General features: G+C 38.0%; 17 protein-coding genes. 12 read left to right on the plus strand and 5 right to left on the minus strand.

Features of this window, described 5'->3' with window-relative positions; all coding sequences use genetic code 11:
• Positions 1–33 precede the first annotated feature (33 nt).
• Together GI584_RS01685 and GI584_RS01690 are read right to left on the minus strand one after the other, a co-directional pair.
• Positions 34–1,584 carry an MFS transporter gene (locus tag GI584_RS01685; RefSeq protein ID WP_153790015.1) on the minus strand — a complete coding sequence of 517 codons (1,551 nt, stop codon included), beginning with the start codon at positions 1,582–1,584 and terminating at the stop codon, positions 34–36.
• 36 nt (positions 1,585–1,620) lie between these two features.
• Entirely contained in the window at positions 1,621–2,238 is a 618-nt protein-coding gene (locus GI584_RS01690) for an FMN-dependent NADH-azoreductase (RefSeq protein WP_153790016.1), read from the minus strand.
• 136 nt (positions 2,239–2,374) lie between these two features.
• Here GI584_RS01690 and GI584_RS23925 point away from each other — a divergent pair, with 136 nt between their 5' ends.
• Positions 2,375–2,560: a hypothetical protein gene (locus GI584_RS23925; protein ID WP_228552319.1), complete on the plus strand. Its 186-nt coding sequence runs from the start codon at positions 2,375–2,377 to the stop codon at positions 2,558–2,560.
• Between the two features lie 83 nt (positions 2,561–2,643).
• Here the strand turns inward: GI584_RS23925 and GI584_RS01695 are convergent, their stop codons facing one another.
• The 3 genes from GI584_RS01695 to GI584_RS01705 all read right to left on the minus strand — a co-directional run bounded on the left by GI584_RS01695 (position 2,644) and on the right by GI584_RS01705 (position 5,891).
• On the minus strand, positions 2,644–3,273 hold the full coding sequence (locus GI584_RS01695; protein WP_153790017.1) for a response regulator: 630 nt from the start codon (positions 3,271–3,273) through the stop codon (positions 2,644–2,646).
• Positions 3,270–4,934, minus strand: a complete 1,665-nt coding sequence (locus GI584_RS01700) for a GAF domain-containing sensor histidine kinase (protein WP_153790018.1) — start codon at positions 4,932–4,934, stop codon at positions 3,270–3,272. The genes GI584_RS01695 and GI584_RS01700 overlap by 4 nt, the downstream gene beginning before the upstream one ends.
• Positions 4,935–5,105: 171 nt before the next feature.
• The gene (locus tag GI584_RS01705) at positions 5,106–5,891 is read right to left on the minus strand and encodes an arylamine N-acetyltransferase family protein (protein WP_153790019.1); all 786 of its coding nucleotides are present in this window, start codon (positions 5,889–5,891) and stop codon (positions 5,106–5,108) included.
• A gap of 405 nt (positions 5,892–6,296) precedes the next feature.
• Between GI584_RS01705 and GI584_RS01710 the strand changes: the two genes are divergently transcribed.
• The 11 genes from GI584_RS01710 (at position 6,297) to GI584_RS01760 (ending at position 17,822) form a co-directional block, all read left to right on the plus strand.
• A complete protein-coding gene (locus GI584_RS01710; protein WP_194842099.1) occupies positions 6,297–7,661 on the plus strand; it encodes a glycosyltransferase family 2 protein in 1,365 nt (454 codons plus the stop codon).
• Positions 7,662–7,702: 41 nt separating this feature from the next.
• Positions 7,703–8,671, plus strand: coding sequence for an LCP family glycopolymer transferase (locus tag GI584_RS01715; protein WP_153790021.1), 969 nt, complete (start codon positions 7,703–7,705; stop codon positions 8,669–8,671).
• A gap of 223 nt (positions 8,672–8,894) precedes the next feature.
• The gene (locus GI584_RS01720) at positions 8,895–9,989 is read left to right on the plus strand and encodes an N-acetylmuramoyl-L-alanine amidase family protein (RefSeq protein WP_153790022.1); all 1,095 of its coding nucleotides are present in this window, start codon (positions 8,895–8,897) and stop codon (positions 9,987–9,989) included.
• Positions 9,990–10,166: 177 nt separating this feature from the next.
• Positions 10,167–11,138: an ABC transporter substrate-binding protein gene (locus GI584_RS01725; RefSeq protein ID WP_228552320.1), complete on the plus strand. Its 972-nt coding sequence runs from the start codon at positions 10,167–10,169 to the stop codon at positions 11,136–11,138.
• Positions 11,139–11,149: 11 nt separating this feature from the next.
• On the plus strand, positions 11,150–11,959 hold the full coding sequence (locus tag GI584_RS01730) for an ABC transporter ATP-binding protein (RefSeq protein WP_100362319.1): 810 nt from the start codon (positions 11,150–11,152) through the stop codon (positions 11,957–11,959).
• 45 nt (positions 11,960–12,004) lie between these two features.
• On the plus strand, positions 12,005–13,060 hold the full coding sequence (locus GI584_RS01735; protein WP_153790024.1) for a FecCD family ABC transporter permease: 1,056 nt from the start codon (positions 12,005–12,007) through the stop codon (positions 13,058–13,060).
• Positions 13,057–14,094: a FecCD family ABC transporter permease gene (locus GI584_RS01740; RefSeq protein ID WP_153790025.1), complete on the plus strand. Its 1,038-nt coding sequence runs from the start codon at positions 13,057–13,059 to the stop codon at positions 14,092–14,094. Before GI584_RS01735 ends, GI584_RS01740 begins: the two co-directional genes overlap by 4 nt.
• A 41-nt stretch (positions 14,095–14,135) precedes the next feature.
• Positions 14,136–15,173 carry an NAD(P)/FAD-dependent oxidoreductase gene (locus GI584_RS01745; protein WP_153790026.1) on the plus strand — a complete coding sequence of 346 codons (1,038 nt, stop codon included), beginning with the start codon at positions 14,136–14,138 and terminating at the stop codon, positions 15,171–15,173.
• A 32-nt stretch (positions 15,174–15,205) separates the two neighbouring features.
• Positions 15,206–16,129: an iron-hydroxamate ABC transporter substrate-binding protein gene (locus tag GI584_RS01750; protein ID WP_153790027.1), complete on the plus strand. Its 924-nt coding sequence runs from the start codon at positions 15,206–15,208 to the stop codon at positions 16,127–16,129.
• Positions 16,130–16,472: 343 nt separating this feature from the next.
• Positions 16,473–16,742, plus strand: a complete 270-nt coding sequence (gene rpsN, locus GI584_RS01755) for a 30S ribosomal protein S14 (protein ID WP_153790028.1) — start codon at positions 16,473–16,475, stop codon at positions 16,740–16,742.
• A gap of 114 nt (positions 16,743–16,856) precedes the next feature.
• The gene (locus tag GI584_RS01760) at positions 16,857–17,822 is read left to right on the plus strand and encodes a CobW family GTP-binding protein (RefSeq protein ID WP_153790029.1); all 966 of its coding nucleotides are present in this window, start codon (positions 16,857–16,859) and stop codon (positions 17,820–17,822) included.
• Positions 17,823–17,835 lie beyond the last annotated feature (13 nt).

Genomic DNA, 17,835 nt, shown 5'->3' on the forward strand with positions numbered 1-17,835 from the left:
TTTTAAAGCTACATTTGGGTGTTAACGTATATATTAAAGATTAGATCCCTTATGGGAACGTTTGTATAATACCATAACGAAGATAGCCATGGTTGATATAAGGACTCCACCAATGCCTGAACTGACTTGAAATCCTTGAGTGAAGGCATCCCGTACAGTATCTAGCATTTTCATACCCATAGGGGAGGATAACTCCTTGCTCGCCGCTATTGCGCCGGCAACACTTTGCATCGTTGTGTCTGTGACCTGTGTTGGTACTTCTTTTGAAAGATTGCCTGCCAAGACAGAGCGGTAAACAAACAGACCGATGGTTCCAAGGAGTGCAACGCCCATTGCGTTTCCCAGCTCACCACTAACTTCCTGCATAGCGGATGCAGACCCCGCCCGTTCAACCGGAACAGAAGAAATGATGAAGTCACTGGCCAAAGCAAACGCAGAGCCCTGTGTCAGTCCTGCCAATGAAATACTCATAACCACTAATGGAAAATTCATGCTACTTGCACCAACGGCAATCAGTATGAGACTGACGCCCACCAGCAGCAGACTGACCCAAATGACCACTCTCTGGCGAATCCAGCGTACTAATATGGGTGCAATCAAGGCACCGGCAATATTCGCTATGACATAGGGAAGCGTCCATATTCCCGCTTGTAGAGGGGGAAGTTCCTGCACCCACTGCAGATACTGTGTAAACAAGTAAAATACGCCAGACAAACCAATCAAAGTAAAGAAAATAGCGCCTAGTGATGTGCTAAACAGACGGTTCGTAAACAACTTCAAATCAAGTAGCGGATGGGCAAGGCGGCTTTGCCGTCGCACAAACATCACCGCTAGAATGATTCCGATCACAATCGCCATCACGTAAATGATCGTGCTATCTTGTTCTTCCAAAGCAATTCCTTGTATGCCGTAAATGAATGTCAGCACTCCTCCTAAGGACAAAGCAACGCTTTTCCAATCAAGCTGATGTTCATTTTTCTCACGAAATTCAGGCAAAAGAGACCGGCCAGTTACAAGAAAGAGTATGAGAACCGGCACATTGATGAGGAAGATTGCTCCCCACCAGAAAGTCTCTAACAGAATCCCTCCGAGCAGTGGTCCCACTGCCCCGCCAGCCGAAAATGCACTGAATACGACTGCAATAGCAAAGCGACGCTGCCCTTCGTGATGAAACATGTTGCGCAGAAGTGAAAAGATTGAAGGCATCAGCATCGCCCCCGCCACGCCAAGAAGTGCTCGAGAAATAATGAGCAACTCGGCATTGACGGAGAAAGCCGCCAATACGGAAAATACAGCAAACCCGACTGCTCCGATAAGCAGCATGCGACGACGACCGATCCGGTCACCTAAGCGGCCCATAGTAATCAACAATCCGCTAGTAAGAAAACCGTAAATGTGCAGAATCCATAGCATTTGAGTCGAACCTGTCTGGAGGTCAGCAGTAATCGACGGCATTGCCAGGTAAAGCGCAGTGAGATCAGTAGATAACACTAGCATCAGCAAAGTCAGTATGGTTAGCCCTAGCCATTCGCGCCAAGTTGCTTGAGGCGGTATATGATTTGTTTTTTTTTCATCACTTTTCATTTCAAACCTACCTTTCTGTCTCTTGAATCTATATAACTAAAATGTTTCCGCTGTTCGATTCACTTGTTGTAGCCCTTGCTTAATAATTTTTTCGCTATCATCTGGATATTGATGATGCCCCTCGATGATACACTCTGTAATTTCGGTTATTCCGAAAAAGTTCAAGTGGTTACGTACAAATCTTACTGACATTTCAGATAAATCATCCTTGTTATATATCCCACCTCTGGCATTTAGTAAGACGGCCTTTTTATCTGTTAATAGCCCTTTAACACCGTCTTTTGTGTATGTGAATGTTTTTCTAGGATGGTGCAAACAATCGAGATACATATGCAATGCAGCAGGAATAGTTAAATTCCATAACGGAAACGCTATGACGATTTTATCTGCAACTATAAATTGTTCTAAATGCTGTTGTTGGATGGCAGCTGCTGATAAGTTACCTGGGCTAAGGTTCAGTCCTAGAGGTGCTTGATTGCTGTTATCAATTAAGGACGTACCTATAAGTGGAAGTGGTGTATCATATAAGTGAACTTCCTGTATTTCTTCTTCTGGATGGGATTCTCGGTACCTTTTAAGAAACTGTTCATACATTTTTACACTGATGGACTTCTGTGCTGGACGATCATTCGCTTTGACAAATAAAATAGTCATTTTTATCTCTCCAATCATATAAAATTATCAAACAGTCAACTAGTGACTTGTTGAGTTCATTATATTGATTTCAAAAGCTTTGCACATCCAGTTATTGTCTAAGAAACACCTACATAAATAGTCGTAGAGAAGTAGTATGGAATTGATTTATCAGGTGTTTAAGGTGTTGGGAAGTGAAAAAAACGAATTATGTGTGAAGATTATTGGTAAAGGAGGAGTGCTAAGAGAGTTGGTCTATTTGACGGGGATTGAAATCTCGCAAGTTGAAGAGCGTTTACTTTTTAAAATGTCTTTTCAAATAATAATTAAACTGAATATTTAAGTAATATTTCTTAACTTTAGTATCAAAGAAAAGAGCTGTCTTAAGCTCTTTAGTAGAACTTATAGACAGCCCTTCCTATCAAATTAATCGAACCATTTATGTTTGATGGCATATAAGGCAGCTTGTGTACGATCCTGTACTTCCATTTTTCCAAAGATGTTGGTGATATGAGTTTTGACAGTTTTTTCACTTATAGATAGTTCTGCAGCAATTTCTTTGTTGCTTTGACCATAGGTAATATGCTTCAAAACGGTAGCTTCTCTGGAGGTAAGAATATCGATAGTTTTTTCATCATCTACCATATGTGTCATTAGTTGATTGGTCACTGCCGGATGCAATTTTTTTTGGCCATCCATCACAGCCTCGATTGTTTCTACTAGAATATCGGGTTCTACATCCTTCAATTGGTAACCGTGTGCCCCAGCCTTAATTGCTGGTAACACATAATCTTGATCGGAAAAACTGGTTAGTATTATCACTTTTATATTTGGATAATTTTGGGTGATGTGCCTTGTTGCCTCAATTCCATCCATTTTAGGCATCATTACATCTATAAGCACAACATCAGGATGCATTTGGTTTATCTTTTGTAAAGCTTCTTCTCCGTTTTGAGCTTCCCCAACTAGCTCGATGTGTGATTGCGTTTGTAAGAAAAAGCGTAATCCTTTTAGTACAACAAGGTGATCATCCACGAGCAGTACTTTTATCGTCATTCTTTATCCTCCCCGTTTTGTATTGGGACTGTTACCGTGATACTTGTTCCATTCCCACTTATACTTTCGATAGTGAGTTTGGCATTGATTTCTTTTGCACGTTCTTTCATGCTTTTCATACCAATAGAGTGTTGGTTTTCAGAAGCTCCTCCACAGCCGTTATCTGTGATTTTCATTTCTACAAAAGAAGACGTTTTCGTTATATGAACGTTTCCCTCATTTGTTTTTGCATGTTTTTTTATATTATTTAAAGCTTCTTGTGCGATTCGCCATAGAGCTTGCTCTTTTTTATCAGGTAGCTTGAGATTCACAGGACCATGGATATCTAATTGCAAACCAAGTTTACTTCCATATTCTTGGATAGATGTACCAATTTCTCTTTCTAGCTCCTGCGGCCTTAATTGCCAAATTAAACTTCGCATTTCGCTTAAAGTTTCTTGCGATAGCTTCTGGATATCTGAAATTGCCTCTGACACCATATCATTACTATTTGTTGTGACCTTTTGTAATCCTCTTGCAGTCAACGAAAGTGCGAACAATTTTTGATTTACCGCGTCATGAAGGTCTCGTGCAAGTCTGTTTCTTTCTTTTTCTACTAGTAAAGCTTCCCACTCTTCTTGTAGGTATGTTTTCTCGATAGCCATAGAAAGGAGACCTGCAAGTACCTCAAGCATTTCTATCTCTAGATCGCTAAATGTTTCTGTTTCTCTACTGAGTAAAAGAACACCTAGAGCGCGTCTCTTTTTTTCATTAGTTTCTAGTGGCAAAGCGATAGAGTAGCATTTTTCCCATGTTTTAAGCGATGAATAATATAAGGGTTGTTGGTGATTTTGTAAAATCCTCTTTTCATCATAAGTCTTATGAATGATAGATGGAATAGAAGAAAAGGATTTTTCGTTTAGCACTTTTGTTTCCTTCCCATGGGTAGTTGCCCGTAATAATAGTTCATTGTTTTCTTCTATAAGAAGAGCAATCTTTGGCCAACATTCAAAATGAGAACTTAGCTCCTCCATGAGCACTTTATATAATTCCTGGCGGGTACTTGCTTTCCCAAGTTGCCTATTGAGACGGTCCATATCTTTATAGTAATCTACAAGATAGCGAGCAATGGAATCCACTTCTTGTTTTTTTTGTTCTTCATATAGACGTATACGCTCAACAGCTGTACCAATTTGGTATGCAATTGATTCTAGTAAAAGTAATTCTTTCTGCTCAAACCTTTTTTTCTCTAAAGAAGCGAGATTTAGTAATCCGAGTTTTCTGCCACGGATCGTCAAGGGAATACTGGCGTGAAATTTTAAGTTCCGGGTATCACCAGCATTCTCTATCATTGCTTCTTCTAAGCGGACGCACTTGATGCTATTCACCGCTTTGTGGAGATATCCTTCCCAGTAAAGTTGTAAGCATGCACAATCATAACAACCATTACTACATGTCAATCTGTTGAAGTTGTTATCAGAAAGAACAGGTGGAAGGTTTTGATAAGCAGCTAACTTATAAGAATTTGCTTCATTGGTTAAAAATATCCATCCTGTTTGAAGTTCCATTAATTCCAATAACTTTTTTAAGGAAACCTCCAACATTTCATACATATCTACACATTGGTTTAAGGTAACGGCGATTTCTTTTTGAATAAGTAACTCCTTACCCGATTTTGCCATTAAAATACATCCTTTACCATTTCATTTTGGTCTTATTATAACTTAAATTATGTGAAAAAGCATAAGGCACAAGAGTAATTTATAAAAGGGTTATTAAGATATCGAATTTACGTTGATGAAATTTGGTTATTAAGAAAAACTACATAATTTTCGAGATGCTTTAATGAATATTCATAGAACTTGCAAGCCAAAATACTGGTGCACTAATTGTTTGAATCTTGCTTCATCAATCTTTTCTTTTTTCACCTTTCCATGGATCCATTGTGTGAATGAATTACTCGTTAACGTTACATTTCCCTTACTTGTAAGTTTAGTAATCATCGGGGATTTGTTAAAAGGTGACCTCTCATCTTGTATAATGATTTCCTGTAATTCATTTAATTCCATCACATTTGCTACTGGGTGATTTGAATCAAATGTATAACCCATTTGCCAGTCAGTATGTTTATATTTTATCTTTAATTGAAGCACGTTGTTGCCATATTCAGTTTGTTGCCTTTTAATTCGAAATTCTCCATTTCGGGATGTAATAGTATCACCATTTAATGGGACAGGCTTCAAGGGAAGATTTCCACCAAATCCGGTGTCCAGTAAATAGGTTTGTTCTTCGTGATGTAGAAGAATCGCTACGTGAGTTCTTCCAAGCTGGTACCAGTCCTGTTTTTCGTCGTTATAAACCTCTCCACGAACTAAAGTCGCATTAAAACCATTGTCAATCAAGAAAAAGTAAAGTAATGGATTTAATTCAAAGCATAGCCCCCCTTCGTTACGGACAAGTAATTTGTTGATCAAATTTTTCTTGGTTACGCCTTGAGTTTTGTTTGCAATGATGCTTAAGTTTTCAAATGGAAACGTTGTTGCTGTTTTTTCTAGAATGGTGTTTAAGGTTGTAAATGTGATCTTTTTGTTTTTGGGAATTCCGATTTTTTCACGAAATAATGTGTTTAGTTCACTCATTTGTTTTTTCCTCCTCTACTTTCTTCACATTGCTACTTTCTATGTTACTATAAAAGAATTTTCACACATCATGCATAGGTCTTAGCAAACCATACATAAAAGGTCTTATTGAAAGTAAGAATTGTTCAGCATATGTTTTTGCTCAACCAAAGAGATTTAAGGATCAGTATTTTGATCACATTATTTGGGGAAAGTTAAATTTTGGGAAGCGATTGCACTTATGTATTGCATATTCTATCATAGGAAAAACAATCCATTTTCTCCAAATCTACTCTATTTAAACAATTTATTTAACAATTAGTAGGTAATAGGTTTAATTTTCTGTAATAACCGTTGTAAAATCACGTCTTTCTCTGGAAGAATATATGGTAGGAAGTCAATTTTTATGGAAAGGAGATTCTATTCTTGGACGCATTTCTATTTACTTTGTTCTACATATGTATATTTTTCCCAATACTTCATCTGCTCCATTGTTTACCTTGGTTTCATGTACAGGGAGAGAATGATAGACGAAATCCTAAGTCAGAGAAAGGAGTAAGTATATTAATTCCTTGTTTCAATGAAGCGGGAATTATCAAAACGTCGGTAAACAGTATGAAAACACTGGATTATCAAAATTTTGAGGTAGTTTATGTTAATGATGGCTCGTCAGATGACACGTTTCCGCTTTTACATGAAAATTTAGAGCTGGTACAGTGCTGGAAAACACCACTTAATCAGCTACGCCATCAAAAAATTGAAAGTATCTATCAGTCTCAATTGCATCCGAATATCTTTGTTGTGAATAAAGCAAATGGAGGCAAAGCAGATGCATTAAATGCTGGTATTGAATATTCAACGAAAGAATTAGTGGTGACTTTGGATGCAGACACCGTATTAACAGAGTCTGCTCTTAAGTCTATTAATAATAAATTTGCCGATGAAGAGGTCGTTGCTGCAGGTGGTATGGTGCATGTATTGCAAACAAAAACGCAAAATCCATTGAACAAGCTGACGCTATCCAATTCCAATTTGCTCCTTGGTGTACAGATGCTTGATTTTCTTAAAGCATTTTATGTGACGAAGATATCACTTGCACGTTTTCAGGGATTGGCAATCATATCTGGAGCTTTTGGTATTTTCAAAAAGGACTTGCTGGTGAAGGTGGGAGGATACAGGTCATCTGTAGGGGAAGATATTGATATTACCCTAAAAATTCAGCGTTATATCTCAAAAAAGAAAAATGACATGAAAAATAAAAAAATTGTACTAATTACTGATGCTATAAGTTATACGGAATTACCCGAAACATGGAGAGATTTATTTAAGCAGAGAATACGCTGGCAGAAGGGATATGTCGATTGCCTCGTTCATTTTATTCCATTCTTATTAAGAACTGTATGGACAAGATCCGTTTCCTTTTTCTACATTGTGGAATCACTTATTGTTGCCATTCTAGCAGCCTATGTAACAGTAGGGGTTTTTACGTATAATGCAGTCGCTAATTTCTCTTTGTCATTAGCTAGTTTTGTGATGCTCTATTTACTTTATATTATTGTATTTAATTTAGTATATGACATTTTGGCGATATGGCAGGTTAGACGCTATGGCTTTACTTTTCAGAAAAAGCAACGTCTACGACTGTTTTTAACGATTCTTTACGATGTTTTTATTCATCGGTTCGTCACGATGTATTTTGTTCTGTATGGAAGTATCGCCTACTTCTTTAATAGAGACTGGAAAAAGGTTAAACGAACCGGAAGAAACTATGAAACAGATATCGCTTCATAGTTTATAAGATTATAACCAAATGCAAAATAGGTGAGGATAATATGTATAAAGACAAATTAAAAAAAATACTCGTAGTAGTAATAACTGCGTTTGGTGTGCTCCTTATCACTACCGGTGGTTATGCATGGCATACATTTACATCAACATTTACGAATATTCAGGAAGAAATTGATGATCAGAAAAATCAAATACGTTTAGAAAACATCGATTTAGAGGCGGGTGAACCTATAAGTCTGTTATTAATTGGGGTGGATGAACCTGGGGAAAAAGGGGACCCTAATCAACGATCAGACACACTTATTTATGTCACCTTAAATCCAAAGACTGAAACAACACACATGGTGAGTATTCCGCGTGATACCTACACAGAAATGATTGGAAATATCAGAAGTGACAAAGTTTCGGACTCTACTGCTTTAGATAACGCAAAAGACAAGATTACGCATTCTTATGCTCTAGGCGGTACTAATATGACCGTTCAATCGGTAGAAAACTTTCTGGATGCGAGAGTGGATTACTTTGTGAAAGTGGATCTTACAGGACTTGAAGATATGATTGATGCAGTAGATGGAATTGAAGTTAACAATAGCTTTGAATTTGCCTATCATGGAATCACTTTTGAAGAGGGTCCTATTCAACTAAATGGTGAAGAAGCAAGAGAATATGTGCGTATGAGGAAAGATGACCCACGAGGAGACTTTGGCCGTCAGGAAAGACAACGACAGGTCATTCAGGCAATTCTTGAGAAAGGAACGACGCTAACAGGCTTAACATCATCTATTTCTAATTTTAAAGAGATACTTACTGCCATAGAAGATAATTTCCGAACCAACTTGGGTCTGGAATCTATGTGGGATATACAGGGCAATTATCGTGATGCTTTAAATAATATAGTAGAACACGAAATCCCTGGAGAAGATGGAGAAATTGATGAGACGTATTACTATATGCCTGACGAAGAGAAGGTACAGGAACTTTCCGAGGAATTGAATGAGCAGTTGGGAGAATAGTTGAAAGAGAGGAATAAGAGTACTAGTTACAGTAGCTCTTATTTCTTTTGTTGTAGAAGACAGGTTCCTTTGTGATAATATAGACCTGTTTTTTTAGAGTTAATAGGTAAATATGCTCGATTTTATATAAAAAAGCTTAGAGACTTATGATTTGGGGTAATCTTACCTTATGAGGAAGAGGAATTTTATAACAACTTTCCTATAGGGAAAAAGGAGGATTTCAATGAATCATAGAGCAATTTCTCGACTTGCATTTTTTTTCTGGCTATCTTTTCTCTTATTCACTTTTTTACAACCGGTACAAGCTAGTGATCTAGAAACCTATGAAGTTAGTACATCGATTCTTAATGTTCGAAGTGAGCCTTCTTCTGACAGTGAAATTGTAGCTCAATTCGTGCAAGGGAATGAGTTAATGGCTTTTCAGGAAAAATATGGTTGGATCCAAACCTACTATGATGGAGAAGAAGTTTGGGTAGCGAAACATCATCTAGTTCAAAAAGATTCTCTAAGCACCGAAAATTCTACTACTGAAACAAGCAGTACTCCTAATATGGTTACCATAAATTCGGAAAGCATTTTTGTTCGTTCTGGTCCAGGTACCAATTACGACGCGGTTAGTTCGGCATTATCTGGAGATAGTTTTGATGTAATAGATAGGTCAGGTGATTGGTATCAAATCATGATAAATAGCTCAGAGACAGGCTGGATAGCTTCTTGGTTAACAGAACAAGCAACGCAACCTTCTCAAAATAATAATAACACGGTTCCCTCTAATTCAATGAACTTAGAAGGATACAATATTGTTGTTGACCCGGGACATGGTGGTACAGACCCTGGAGCAATAGGATTAAATGGAATACAAGAAAAAGATGTTATACAACCTACATCATCAAAAGTTATTGATCATTTACGTGATGCCGGCGCTAATGTTATTGTTACTAGATCTGGAGATTATTTTGTCTTTTTAGATGATCGCGCCAGAATCAGTAATAGCTATTATACAGATGCTTTCATTAGTCTTCATTATGATGCATCCTTAAATTTGTCAGCATCTGGAGTTACTACTTACTTTGCTGAATCAGGGGATAAAGGCTTGGGTGAATCTATACAATCATCCATTATATCTCAAGTTAACCTTCATGACCGGGGAGTAAGACAAGCAAATTATAAAGTACTTGTAAATACATCAGCTCCATCCGTTTTACTTGAGTTAGGCTTCATATCCAATCCTCATGATCTGTCAGTCGTACAATCAGAAAGCTATCAAAACGAAGTAGCACAAGGAATTACAAATGGATTAATCAATTACTTTGAATAAGTTAAGGTACAGTAAAGCGAGTTGATGAATATTCAGCTCGCTTTTTTACTTTTTGATTAAGTTAATAATTTTATAGATATTTAAATCTAATCAAGGGTTGTATTTATCAAGGGATTAGTATATACTCTTTAATTGATAATGATTATCAATATTGATTAAATCGAGTTTGGAGGAGAAATGGTGAATAAACGGAATAATTATGGTCTTTCAATTTTTTTCCTGTCGATGTTGGTTGTTCTTCTAAGCGCATGTAACACGAACGAAGCAGACTCTGCTACCAATGAAGAAGATAGCAAGGATGAGAGTATTAGATATTACGAGAGTGAAAAGGGAACGCTTGAATTACCACTTGAACCATCAAGAGTTGTAGTTGCAGTAAGAGATTATGTCGGTGATGTATTGGCGACGGGTGTCCAGCCTATAGGAGTAGCTGAAACAATGGTCTTTGATGCACCTTATTATCAAGATCAGTTAGAAGAAGTAGAGAGTGTCGGAGAGGATACGGCAATATCTTTAGAAAAAATTACAAGTTTAAACCCAGATCTAATTATTACATATGCAGAAGATTCATACGAACAATTGTCCAAAATTGCCCCAACGGTTTTGTTTCCATATGGTGCCCTTGATTATGAAGAACGACTACTTGAAATCGGCAACATATTAAATAAGGAACAGGAAGCCAAGCAACGATTAGAGCAATTTCAAGAGAAAGTAAAAAATCAGAAAGAACAGCTCTCAGAGATATTAGATCAAGACACGAAGGTAGCGATCATTGAAGTCACGGATAAAGATTTATATCTATTCGGAAAAACATATGGTCGCGGCGGGGAAATCTTATATAACCAATTAGGGTTAGAAGCACCGCAGAAGGTAGAAGAAGTAACAGAAGCAGAGGGGTGGGCAAGTATTTCCCTAGAAACAATACCAGAGTATTTAGGAGAAGCCGATTATATTTTGATGGGTGTACGAGAGATGGGATCAGACAGAAAAGCGGAGATCCAATCTAGTAAATTATGGACAGAATTACCTGCTGTTAAAGAAGGAAAGGTTTATGAATATGACCTTGAATCGTTCTATTTTCAAGATGTCATTGCACTGGACTATCAATTAGATTTACTTGTGGATTTCTTTCAATCTAGTGAAAAGTGAGGAGATGTAACATGGATGCTTTAGATGTCAACAAAATAAGTGTAGGTTATTCAAATGACCTGATTATTAAAGATTTAAGTGTCTCCATGCCTAAACACAAGATCACCACTATTGTTGGGCCAAATGGATGTGGTAAATCAACATTGTTAAAAACGATTGTTCGTGTGTTGCAAGCAAAAGAGGGGGCTGTTTTCCTCGAAGGTAAAGCGATCCATACATTAGATACGAAAGAGGTTGCCAAACGTATGGCTGTTTTGCCTCAAACAGCACAAGCACCTAGCGGATTAACGGTATTTGAATTAGTGTCTTATGGACGTTTTCCTCATCGTAAGCGGATGGGGAGATTATCAAAGCAAGATTATGAATATATTAATTGGGCACTGGATGTAACCGGTTTGAATGATTTACGAGATCAGCCCGCCAATGCTTTGTCAGGAGGTCAGAGGCAAAGAGTGTGGATCGCAATGGCGTTGGCGCAAGGGACAGATATTCTTGTGCTTGACGAACCGACTACCTATTTAGACTTAGCTCATCAATTAGATATTTTATTATTATTACAACGTTTAAACAAAGAGGAAGGTCGTACCATTATTATGGTTCTTCATGACTTAAATCACGCATCACGTTTTTCTGATTATATGATTGCCATGCGGGACGGTCAGGTTGTAACAGAAGGTACACCAAACGAAGTCATGACTTGCGATTATTTAAGAACAGTTTTTCAGATTGATGCGCAATTAATTTCTTGCCCGCACAGTGCGAATCCGGTTTGCTTGTCCTATCAGTTATGTGAACATAGTGCCGGATGCAAAGTCAGATAGTATCTATTCATTTCTCTGTGTATAAAAGAAAGGAAATGTCAAAAGATGGGATGGTCAAAGGAACAAATGGACGAGAAAGAACAATTAAGGAAAGTGAAAGAAACGGCGCGTCCGACTGTTGGAATATCGATACTATCTGTTGGAACGTTGTTGCTGATTTTTTCGGTAGCACTGTCGATATCGTTAGGAGCCGCAGATATAGATCTAAAAACAGTTTGGACCACTATATTTCGTTTCAATCCTGATTTAGTGGATCATCAAATTATTTGGGAACTAAGAATACCTCGTGTGATTGGAGCAGCAATCGTTGGCAGTTGTTTTGCGGTGTCTGGTGCATTGATGCAAGGGATGACACGAAATCCATTAGCTGACTCAGGTTTGCTTGGGTTAAATGCGGGAGCAGCTTTTATGTTGGCTTTATGTTTTGCCTTTTTTCCAGGCTTATCCTATTCATACGTCATATTATTCTCCTTTTTAGGTGCAGCCTTAGGAGCAGGGATTGTGTATGGTGTGGGTTCTTTATCTGAAAATGGCTTAACACCGATTCGTTTAGTACTGGCAGGAGCCGCTGTTAGTGCCTTGTTAGGTGCGTTAAGTGAAGGCATAGCGCTGTATTATGAAATTGGTCAAGATTTAGCCTTCTGGTATGCCGGTGGTGTTTCAGGTACAACCTGGGGACAATTGAAAGTGGTGACACCCTGGTTATGTTTAGCTCTACTAGGAGCAATTGCTTTATCACGGTCGATTACCATCCTGAGTTTGGGTGAAGAAGTAGCAATTGGACTTGGTGAGAGAATGGGCCGAGTCAAATTACTGAGTGCTATTATCATCTTGATTTTAGCGGGAGCAGCCGTTTCGGTAGTTGGTGCCGTTAGTTTTGTCGGGCTGATTGTTCCTCACCTAGCTCGTCGTTTAGTAGGCCATGATTACCGTTGGATAATCCCGGCCTCGGCAATGTTAGGAGCATTACTGGTTGTGTTGGCTGATTTAACAGCAAGAATCATCAATCCTCCTTATGAAACACCAATCGGTGCACTAATCGCACTCATAGGTGTGCCCTTCTTCTTGTATCTCGCGAGAAAAGGGGGAGGACACGTATGATAAACAAACAATCGAAAACGAAGAGTCAACTAAAAAAGGAAAGACAAGTAAAATTAACTGCTTTGCTCCTTTTTCTAATGATAGCTTTATGTTTCTTTATTAGTTTAAATACCGGCCATATCCGATTATCACCTCAGGAAACACTCAGCACTTTATTCGGTCAAGGTACAGAACAGCAATCGTTAATCTTGTTTGATTTTCGTTTGCCACGTATGGTTATCGCGATATTAGTTGGTATGGGCTTGGCGGTTTCAGGGGCAGTATTACAAGGGATCGTTCGAAATCCATTAGCGGAACCTGGCATCATCGGAATTAATGCGGGGGCAGGACTGGCGGTTATGCTATTCATTTCATTTTTTGCCACCGTATCAGACGCTCCAGTATTTTTGATGCCGATAATCGCGTTTGTTGGTGCTGGAGGTGCAGCGCTCTTGGTTTATCTGTTGTCCTATAAACGCCATGAAGGGATTTCTCCGATTCGCCTTGTGCTTACCGGTATCGCGATTGCGGCCGGGATTGACGCATTAATGATTGTCTTAACATTAAGACTTGATCCAGAAAATTATCAGTTTTTAGCTACATGGATAGCAGGTAGTATTTGGGGATCAAATTGGAAGTTTGTACTTGCATTACTGCCGTGGTTACTTGTATTTATGCCACTCATCTACTCCAAATCCTCTGTTCTTAATATATTAAACCTTGGTGATGAAACTGCTATTGGTCTGGGAGCCCATATGGAGAAGGAGCGGCGGATTTTACTAGCACTAGCAGTTGTTGTCGCTGCAGCTTGTGTTTCGGTAAGTGGTGGGATAGGTTTTGTTGGTCTAATCGCACCCCATCTCACTCGACGATTAGTTGGAGATAAACATGAATACATTATTCCGATTTCCGCAATGGTTGGTGGATTATTACTACTCATTGCGGACACGTTGGGGCGAGGAATGATACAGCCATCTGAAATTCCAGCAGGTATTATTGTCGCCGTAATTGGTGCACCATATTTCTTATACTTACTGGCCAAAACGAAAGATTAGTTTCGCTTGAATCAATTTTAAAAAAAGAGGTGTTATCACTGGTGAAAGATAATAAAGAGTTATATGACGTGACGATCATTGGCGGAGGACCAGCTGGTTTATTTGCAGCTTTTTACGCAGGATTACGTGAAATGAAGGTGAAAGTAATTGAAGCGCAGGATAGATTAGGAGGAAAAGTCCACGTTTATCCGCAAAAAATGATTTGGGATGTCGGAGGTATGACGCCGGTTACGGGATCAGAGTTAATGGAACAAATGATAGAACAAGGGCTTACATTTGATCCGACGATTGAGCTTCAGCAGACTATAACAAAAATGAATAAACTAGATTCAACAACTTTTGAATTAGAAACCGATCAACAAAAGAAACATTATTCCAAAACGGTAATTATGGCAGTGGGCGGAGGCATTATTGATCCGATTAAGCTCGATATCGACAATGCGTCTGGTTATGAGCATAGCAACCTGTTTTATCGTGTGCAATCAATTAAGGATTTTAAAGATAAGAAAGTTCTGATATCAGGAGGAGGCTCGTCTTCTGTGGATTGGGCAAATGAATTAGCGCCAATTGCTAAACAAGTCATATTAATCTATCGAGGAGACGAATTGAAGGCTCATGAGTCAGACATTTCAAAGTTAGCCAAAAACAACGTGGAATACTGGACGCATACAGAGATAACGGGATTACAAGGTGATGATAGGATTAATGAAGTGAAATTACTTCATAACCAAACAAATAAGACAGATACTCTTTCTGTTGATGCCGTTCTCGTGAATCATGGCTATAATCGGAACCATCAATTAATGACGGAAAGCGGCCTGCAAATTGACTTGAAAGATAATTATTTTATAAAAGGCAATGTTCTCGGGGAATCGAATGTTCCAGGACTATATGGTGCAGGAGATATTTTGTCGCATGACGGGAAGTTACACCTTATTGCAGGAGCCTTTCAAGATGCTGCAAATGCTGTGAATGGTGCGAAGCGTTATCTAGATCCTGAAGCACAAAAAGTAGCACTCGTGTCTTCTCACAATGACCGTTTCAAAGAAAAAAATAAAGAATATATATATGCGGAATAACTAGTAAACTATTTCAGAAAGGAATATAAAAAATGAAAATCAAACTTTTTTTCTTCATGATTATTTTAATTTTTAGTGTCTTTTTACTAAGTGCATGTGGTAGTGAGTCCAGTGAACAAGCACAATCTTCAGCAACAGAGTCTTCAGATACGGTTACATATGAATCAGAGACTGGACCAGTAGAAATTCCGGCAGATCCACAGCGAATCGTTGCTGTAGCTAGTGCCCCTAATGTACATGCGCTGGAAGGAGAGTTAGTCGGTGTTGATCAATGGACAAAATCCAATCCGCTTTTTGCAGATGATCTAGAAGATGTAGCTACCGTTTCAGAAAATGAGCCAGAAACTATTATGGCACAAGATCCAGATCTAATCATCGCAGGGTCACACATGGAAAACCTTGAGGAATTAGAAAAAATTGCACCTACTGTAATATATACATGGGGCAAACTTGATTACCTGTCCCAGCAAGTAGAAATTGGAAAGTTGTTGAATAAAGAGGAAGAAGCACAGGAATGGGTCGATGATTTCGAACAACGCACAGCAAAAATCGGTGAAAAGATCAAAGCAGAGTACGGAGAAGATGTTACGGTGACAGTGTTTGAAGTAGATGCAAAAAACTTCTATGTATTCGGTGATAATTGGGCACGAGGTACAGAAATCTTATATCAAGCAATGGATCTAAACATGCCAGAAAAAGTAAGTGAAGATGCATTAGAAGAAGGATACCACACGTTGTCATTAGAAGCCCTTCCGGAATATGCGGGTGATTTTATCGTCGTTAGTAAAAAATCGTCCGAGGATAATGAATTTATGGAGAGCGATACTTGGAACAACATTCCGGCCGTTCAGAACAATCAAGTAATTGAAATTGACCAAGACGCGTCTACCTATAGCGATCCTATCACACTTGATTATTTAACTGATATTTTTGAAGAAGCTTTTCTAGAAGAATAATGATGAATAATGCTGCATCTTAAAAAGAGAGAGACTTTTTAAGATGCAGTTTTTTCTAGAAGATATGTAGTGAGAACAGATAATAGACAAATCTCAGCGCGCCCCAGAAAGATTTGTCATAAAAGATGATATGCCATACCATACCAGGTTCTGTTACCAATTAAGGTGATCAACTCCTAATAGATAAGAAAATGGATACAAAACTTAAATCGTAATCATTACTATTTACATTTTTAATGAGATATACTATAATACTATGCAAGACGTAATCATTACGATTTACAAGTTAAAAATAGTTTTGATATAAAAGATAAATTCTAATTATCGAAAGGAGTAAGTTCAAATGGCTAAAAAGTCTAAAATTGCAAAAGAGAAAAAACGCCAGAAAATGGTTGAACAATATGCTACCTTGAGAAAAGAGTTAAAAGCAAAAGGCGATTATGAAGCACTTCGTAAATTGCCACGAGACTCTTCTCCAACTCGCTTAAAAAATCGTTGCGAAGTTACAGGCAGACCACGTGGCTACATGCGTAAATTCAACATGTCACGTATTGCATTTAGAGATTATGCTCATAAAGGACAACTACCAGGCGTGAAAAAATCTAGTTGGTAAGAGGGGTAATCAACCTGGAGAATTAGAATAAGTAACAGGGGCATCTAAAGTGTTGTCCCTGTCTTATTTTTGATACAAAATTTCTTTGTATATAGCAAGAGGAGGGAAAGCGCGTTGTCAAAAGAACAAATCATTCCGGTAACAATATTGACTGGTTTTTTAGGTGCAGGTAAAACAACATTGCTCAATAACTTATTAAAGGATTTGCCTGAACAAAAAATTGCTGTTATTATCAATGAATTTGGTGATACATCCATTGATAGTCATTTGGTGGTATCAACGAAGGAAGAAATTATGGAAATAAATAGTGGTTGTATTTGTTGTAATGTACGAGGAGATTTAATCAACATATTAAGTAATTTGATGAAACAGGAAGAAAAAATTGACCGTATTGTCATTGAGACAACAGGTATGGCTAATCCAGCCCCAGTTATTCAAACTTTTTTGATGGATGAGCAAACAGCAACGTCATTTGAAATAGACAGTGTGATTACGATGGTCGATGCTAAGCATATCTGGCAACATCTAAAAGAAGAAGAACCTGGGCAACAAATCGCTTTTGCTGATGTCCTGCTATTAAATAAAATGGATTTAGTCACAGAAGATGAAAAAAACAACTTGAAACAACAGTTGTTTAACATGAATCCACATGCAAAACGGATTTACACTACATATGCAAATGTAGACAGCCAAGATTTAATAGGAAAAAAATCCTTTGAATTAGGTAATATATTAAAAATAGATCCCAATCTATTAGTCGAAACACATCATCATCATCATAATGATCAAGTCACTTCTTTTGTTTTTCGAGAAGATCGTCCGCTTGATATAGAAAAAGTGAATAAATGGTTCGCCTATTTAGTCCAGTTTAAAGGAGAAAATTTATATCGTTATAAAGGAGTGCTCCATATAAAGCAACTAGAAAAAAGAGTTGTTTTTCAGGGTGTACATATGCTATTTGCAGGGACAGAAGGTTTTAAATGGGCGAATCATGAAAAGCGACAAAGTGAGATAGTATTTATTGGGAAGGATCTCGATTTTCAGGAACTAGAGAGAGGCTTTCAATATTGTCTTGCTTAATTTTTTACAACAT

The sequence above is a fragment of the Gracilibacillus salitolerans genome, assembly GCF_009650095.1.
Taxonomy (GTDB): domain Bacteria; phylum Bacillota; class Bacilli; order Bacillales; family Amphibacillaceae; genus Gracilibacillus; species Gracilibacillus salitolerans.

What these genes read in the sequence shown, in the direction of transcription:
- GI584_RS01685 (WP_153790015.1), bottom strand. Translation starts at nt 1,584, where the DNA reads ATGAAAAGTGATGAAAAAAAAACAAATCATATACCGCCTCAAGCAACT.
- GI584_RS01690 (WP_153790016.1), bottom strand. Translation starts at nt 2,238, where the DNA reads ATGACTATTTTATTTGTCAAAGCGAATGATCGTCCAGCACAGAAGTCC.
- GI584_RS23925 (WP_228552319.1), top strand. Translation starts at nt 2,375, where the DNA reads ATGGAATTGATTTATCAGGTGTTTAAGGTGTTGGGAAGTGAAAAAAAC.
- GI584_RS01695 (WP_153790017.1), bottom strand. Translation starts at nt 3,273, where the DNA reads ATGACGATAAAAGTACTGCTCGTGGATGATCACCTTGTTGTACTAAAA.
- GI584_RS01700 (WP_153790018.1), bottom strand. Translation starts at nt 4,934, where the DNA reads ATGGCAAAATCGGGTAAGGAGTTACTTATTCAAAAAGAAATCGCCGTT.
- GI584_RS01705 (WP_153790019.1), bottom strand. Translation starts at nt 5,891, where the DNA reads ATGAGTGAACTAAACACATTATTTCGTGAAAAAATCGGAATTCCCAAA.
- GI584_RS01715 (WP_153790021.1), top strand. Translation starts at nt 7,703, where the DNA reads ATGTATAAAGACAAATTAAAAAAAATACTCGTAGTAGTAATAACTGCG.
- GI584_RS01720 (WP_153790022.1), top strand. Translation starts at nt 8,895, where the DNA reads ATGAATCATAGAGCAATTTCTCGACTTGCATTTTTTTTCTGGCTATCT.
- GI584_RS01725 (WP_228552320.1), top strand. Translation starts at nt 10,167, where the DNA reads ATGGTGAATAAACGGAATAATTATGGTCTTTCAATTTTTTTCCTGTCG.
- GI584_RS01730 (WP_100362319.1), top strand. Translation starts at nt 11,150, where the DNA reads ATGGATGCTTTAGATGTCAACAAAATAAGTGTAGGTTATTCAAATGAC.
- GI584_RS01735 (WP_153790024.1), top strand. Translation starts at nt 12,005, where the DNA reads ATGGGATGGTCAAAGGAACAAATGGACGAGAAAGAACAATTAAGGAAA.
- GI584_RS01740 (WP_153790025.1), top strand. Translation starts at nt 13,057, where the DNA reads ATGATAAACAAACAATCGAAAACGAAGAGTCAACTAAAAAAGGAAAGA.
- GI584_RS01750 (WP_153790027.1), top strand. Translation starts at nt 15,206, where the DNA reads ATGAAAATCAAACTTTTTTTCTTCATGATTATTTTAATTTTTAGTGTC.
- rpsN (WP_153790028.1), top strand. Translation starts at nt 16,473, where the DNA reads ATGGCTAAAAAGTCTAAAATTGCAAAAGAGAAAAAACGCCAGAAAATG.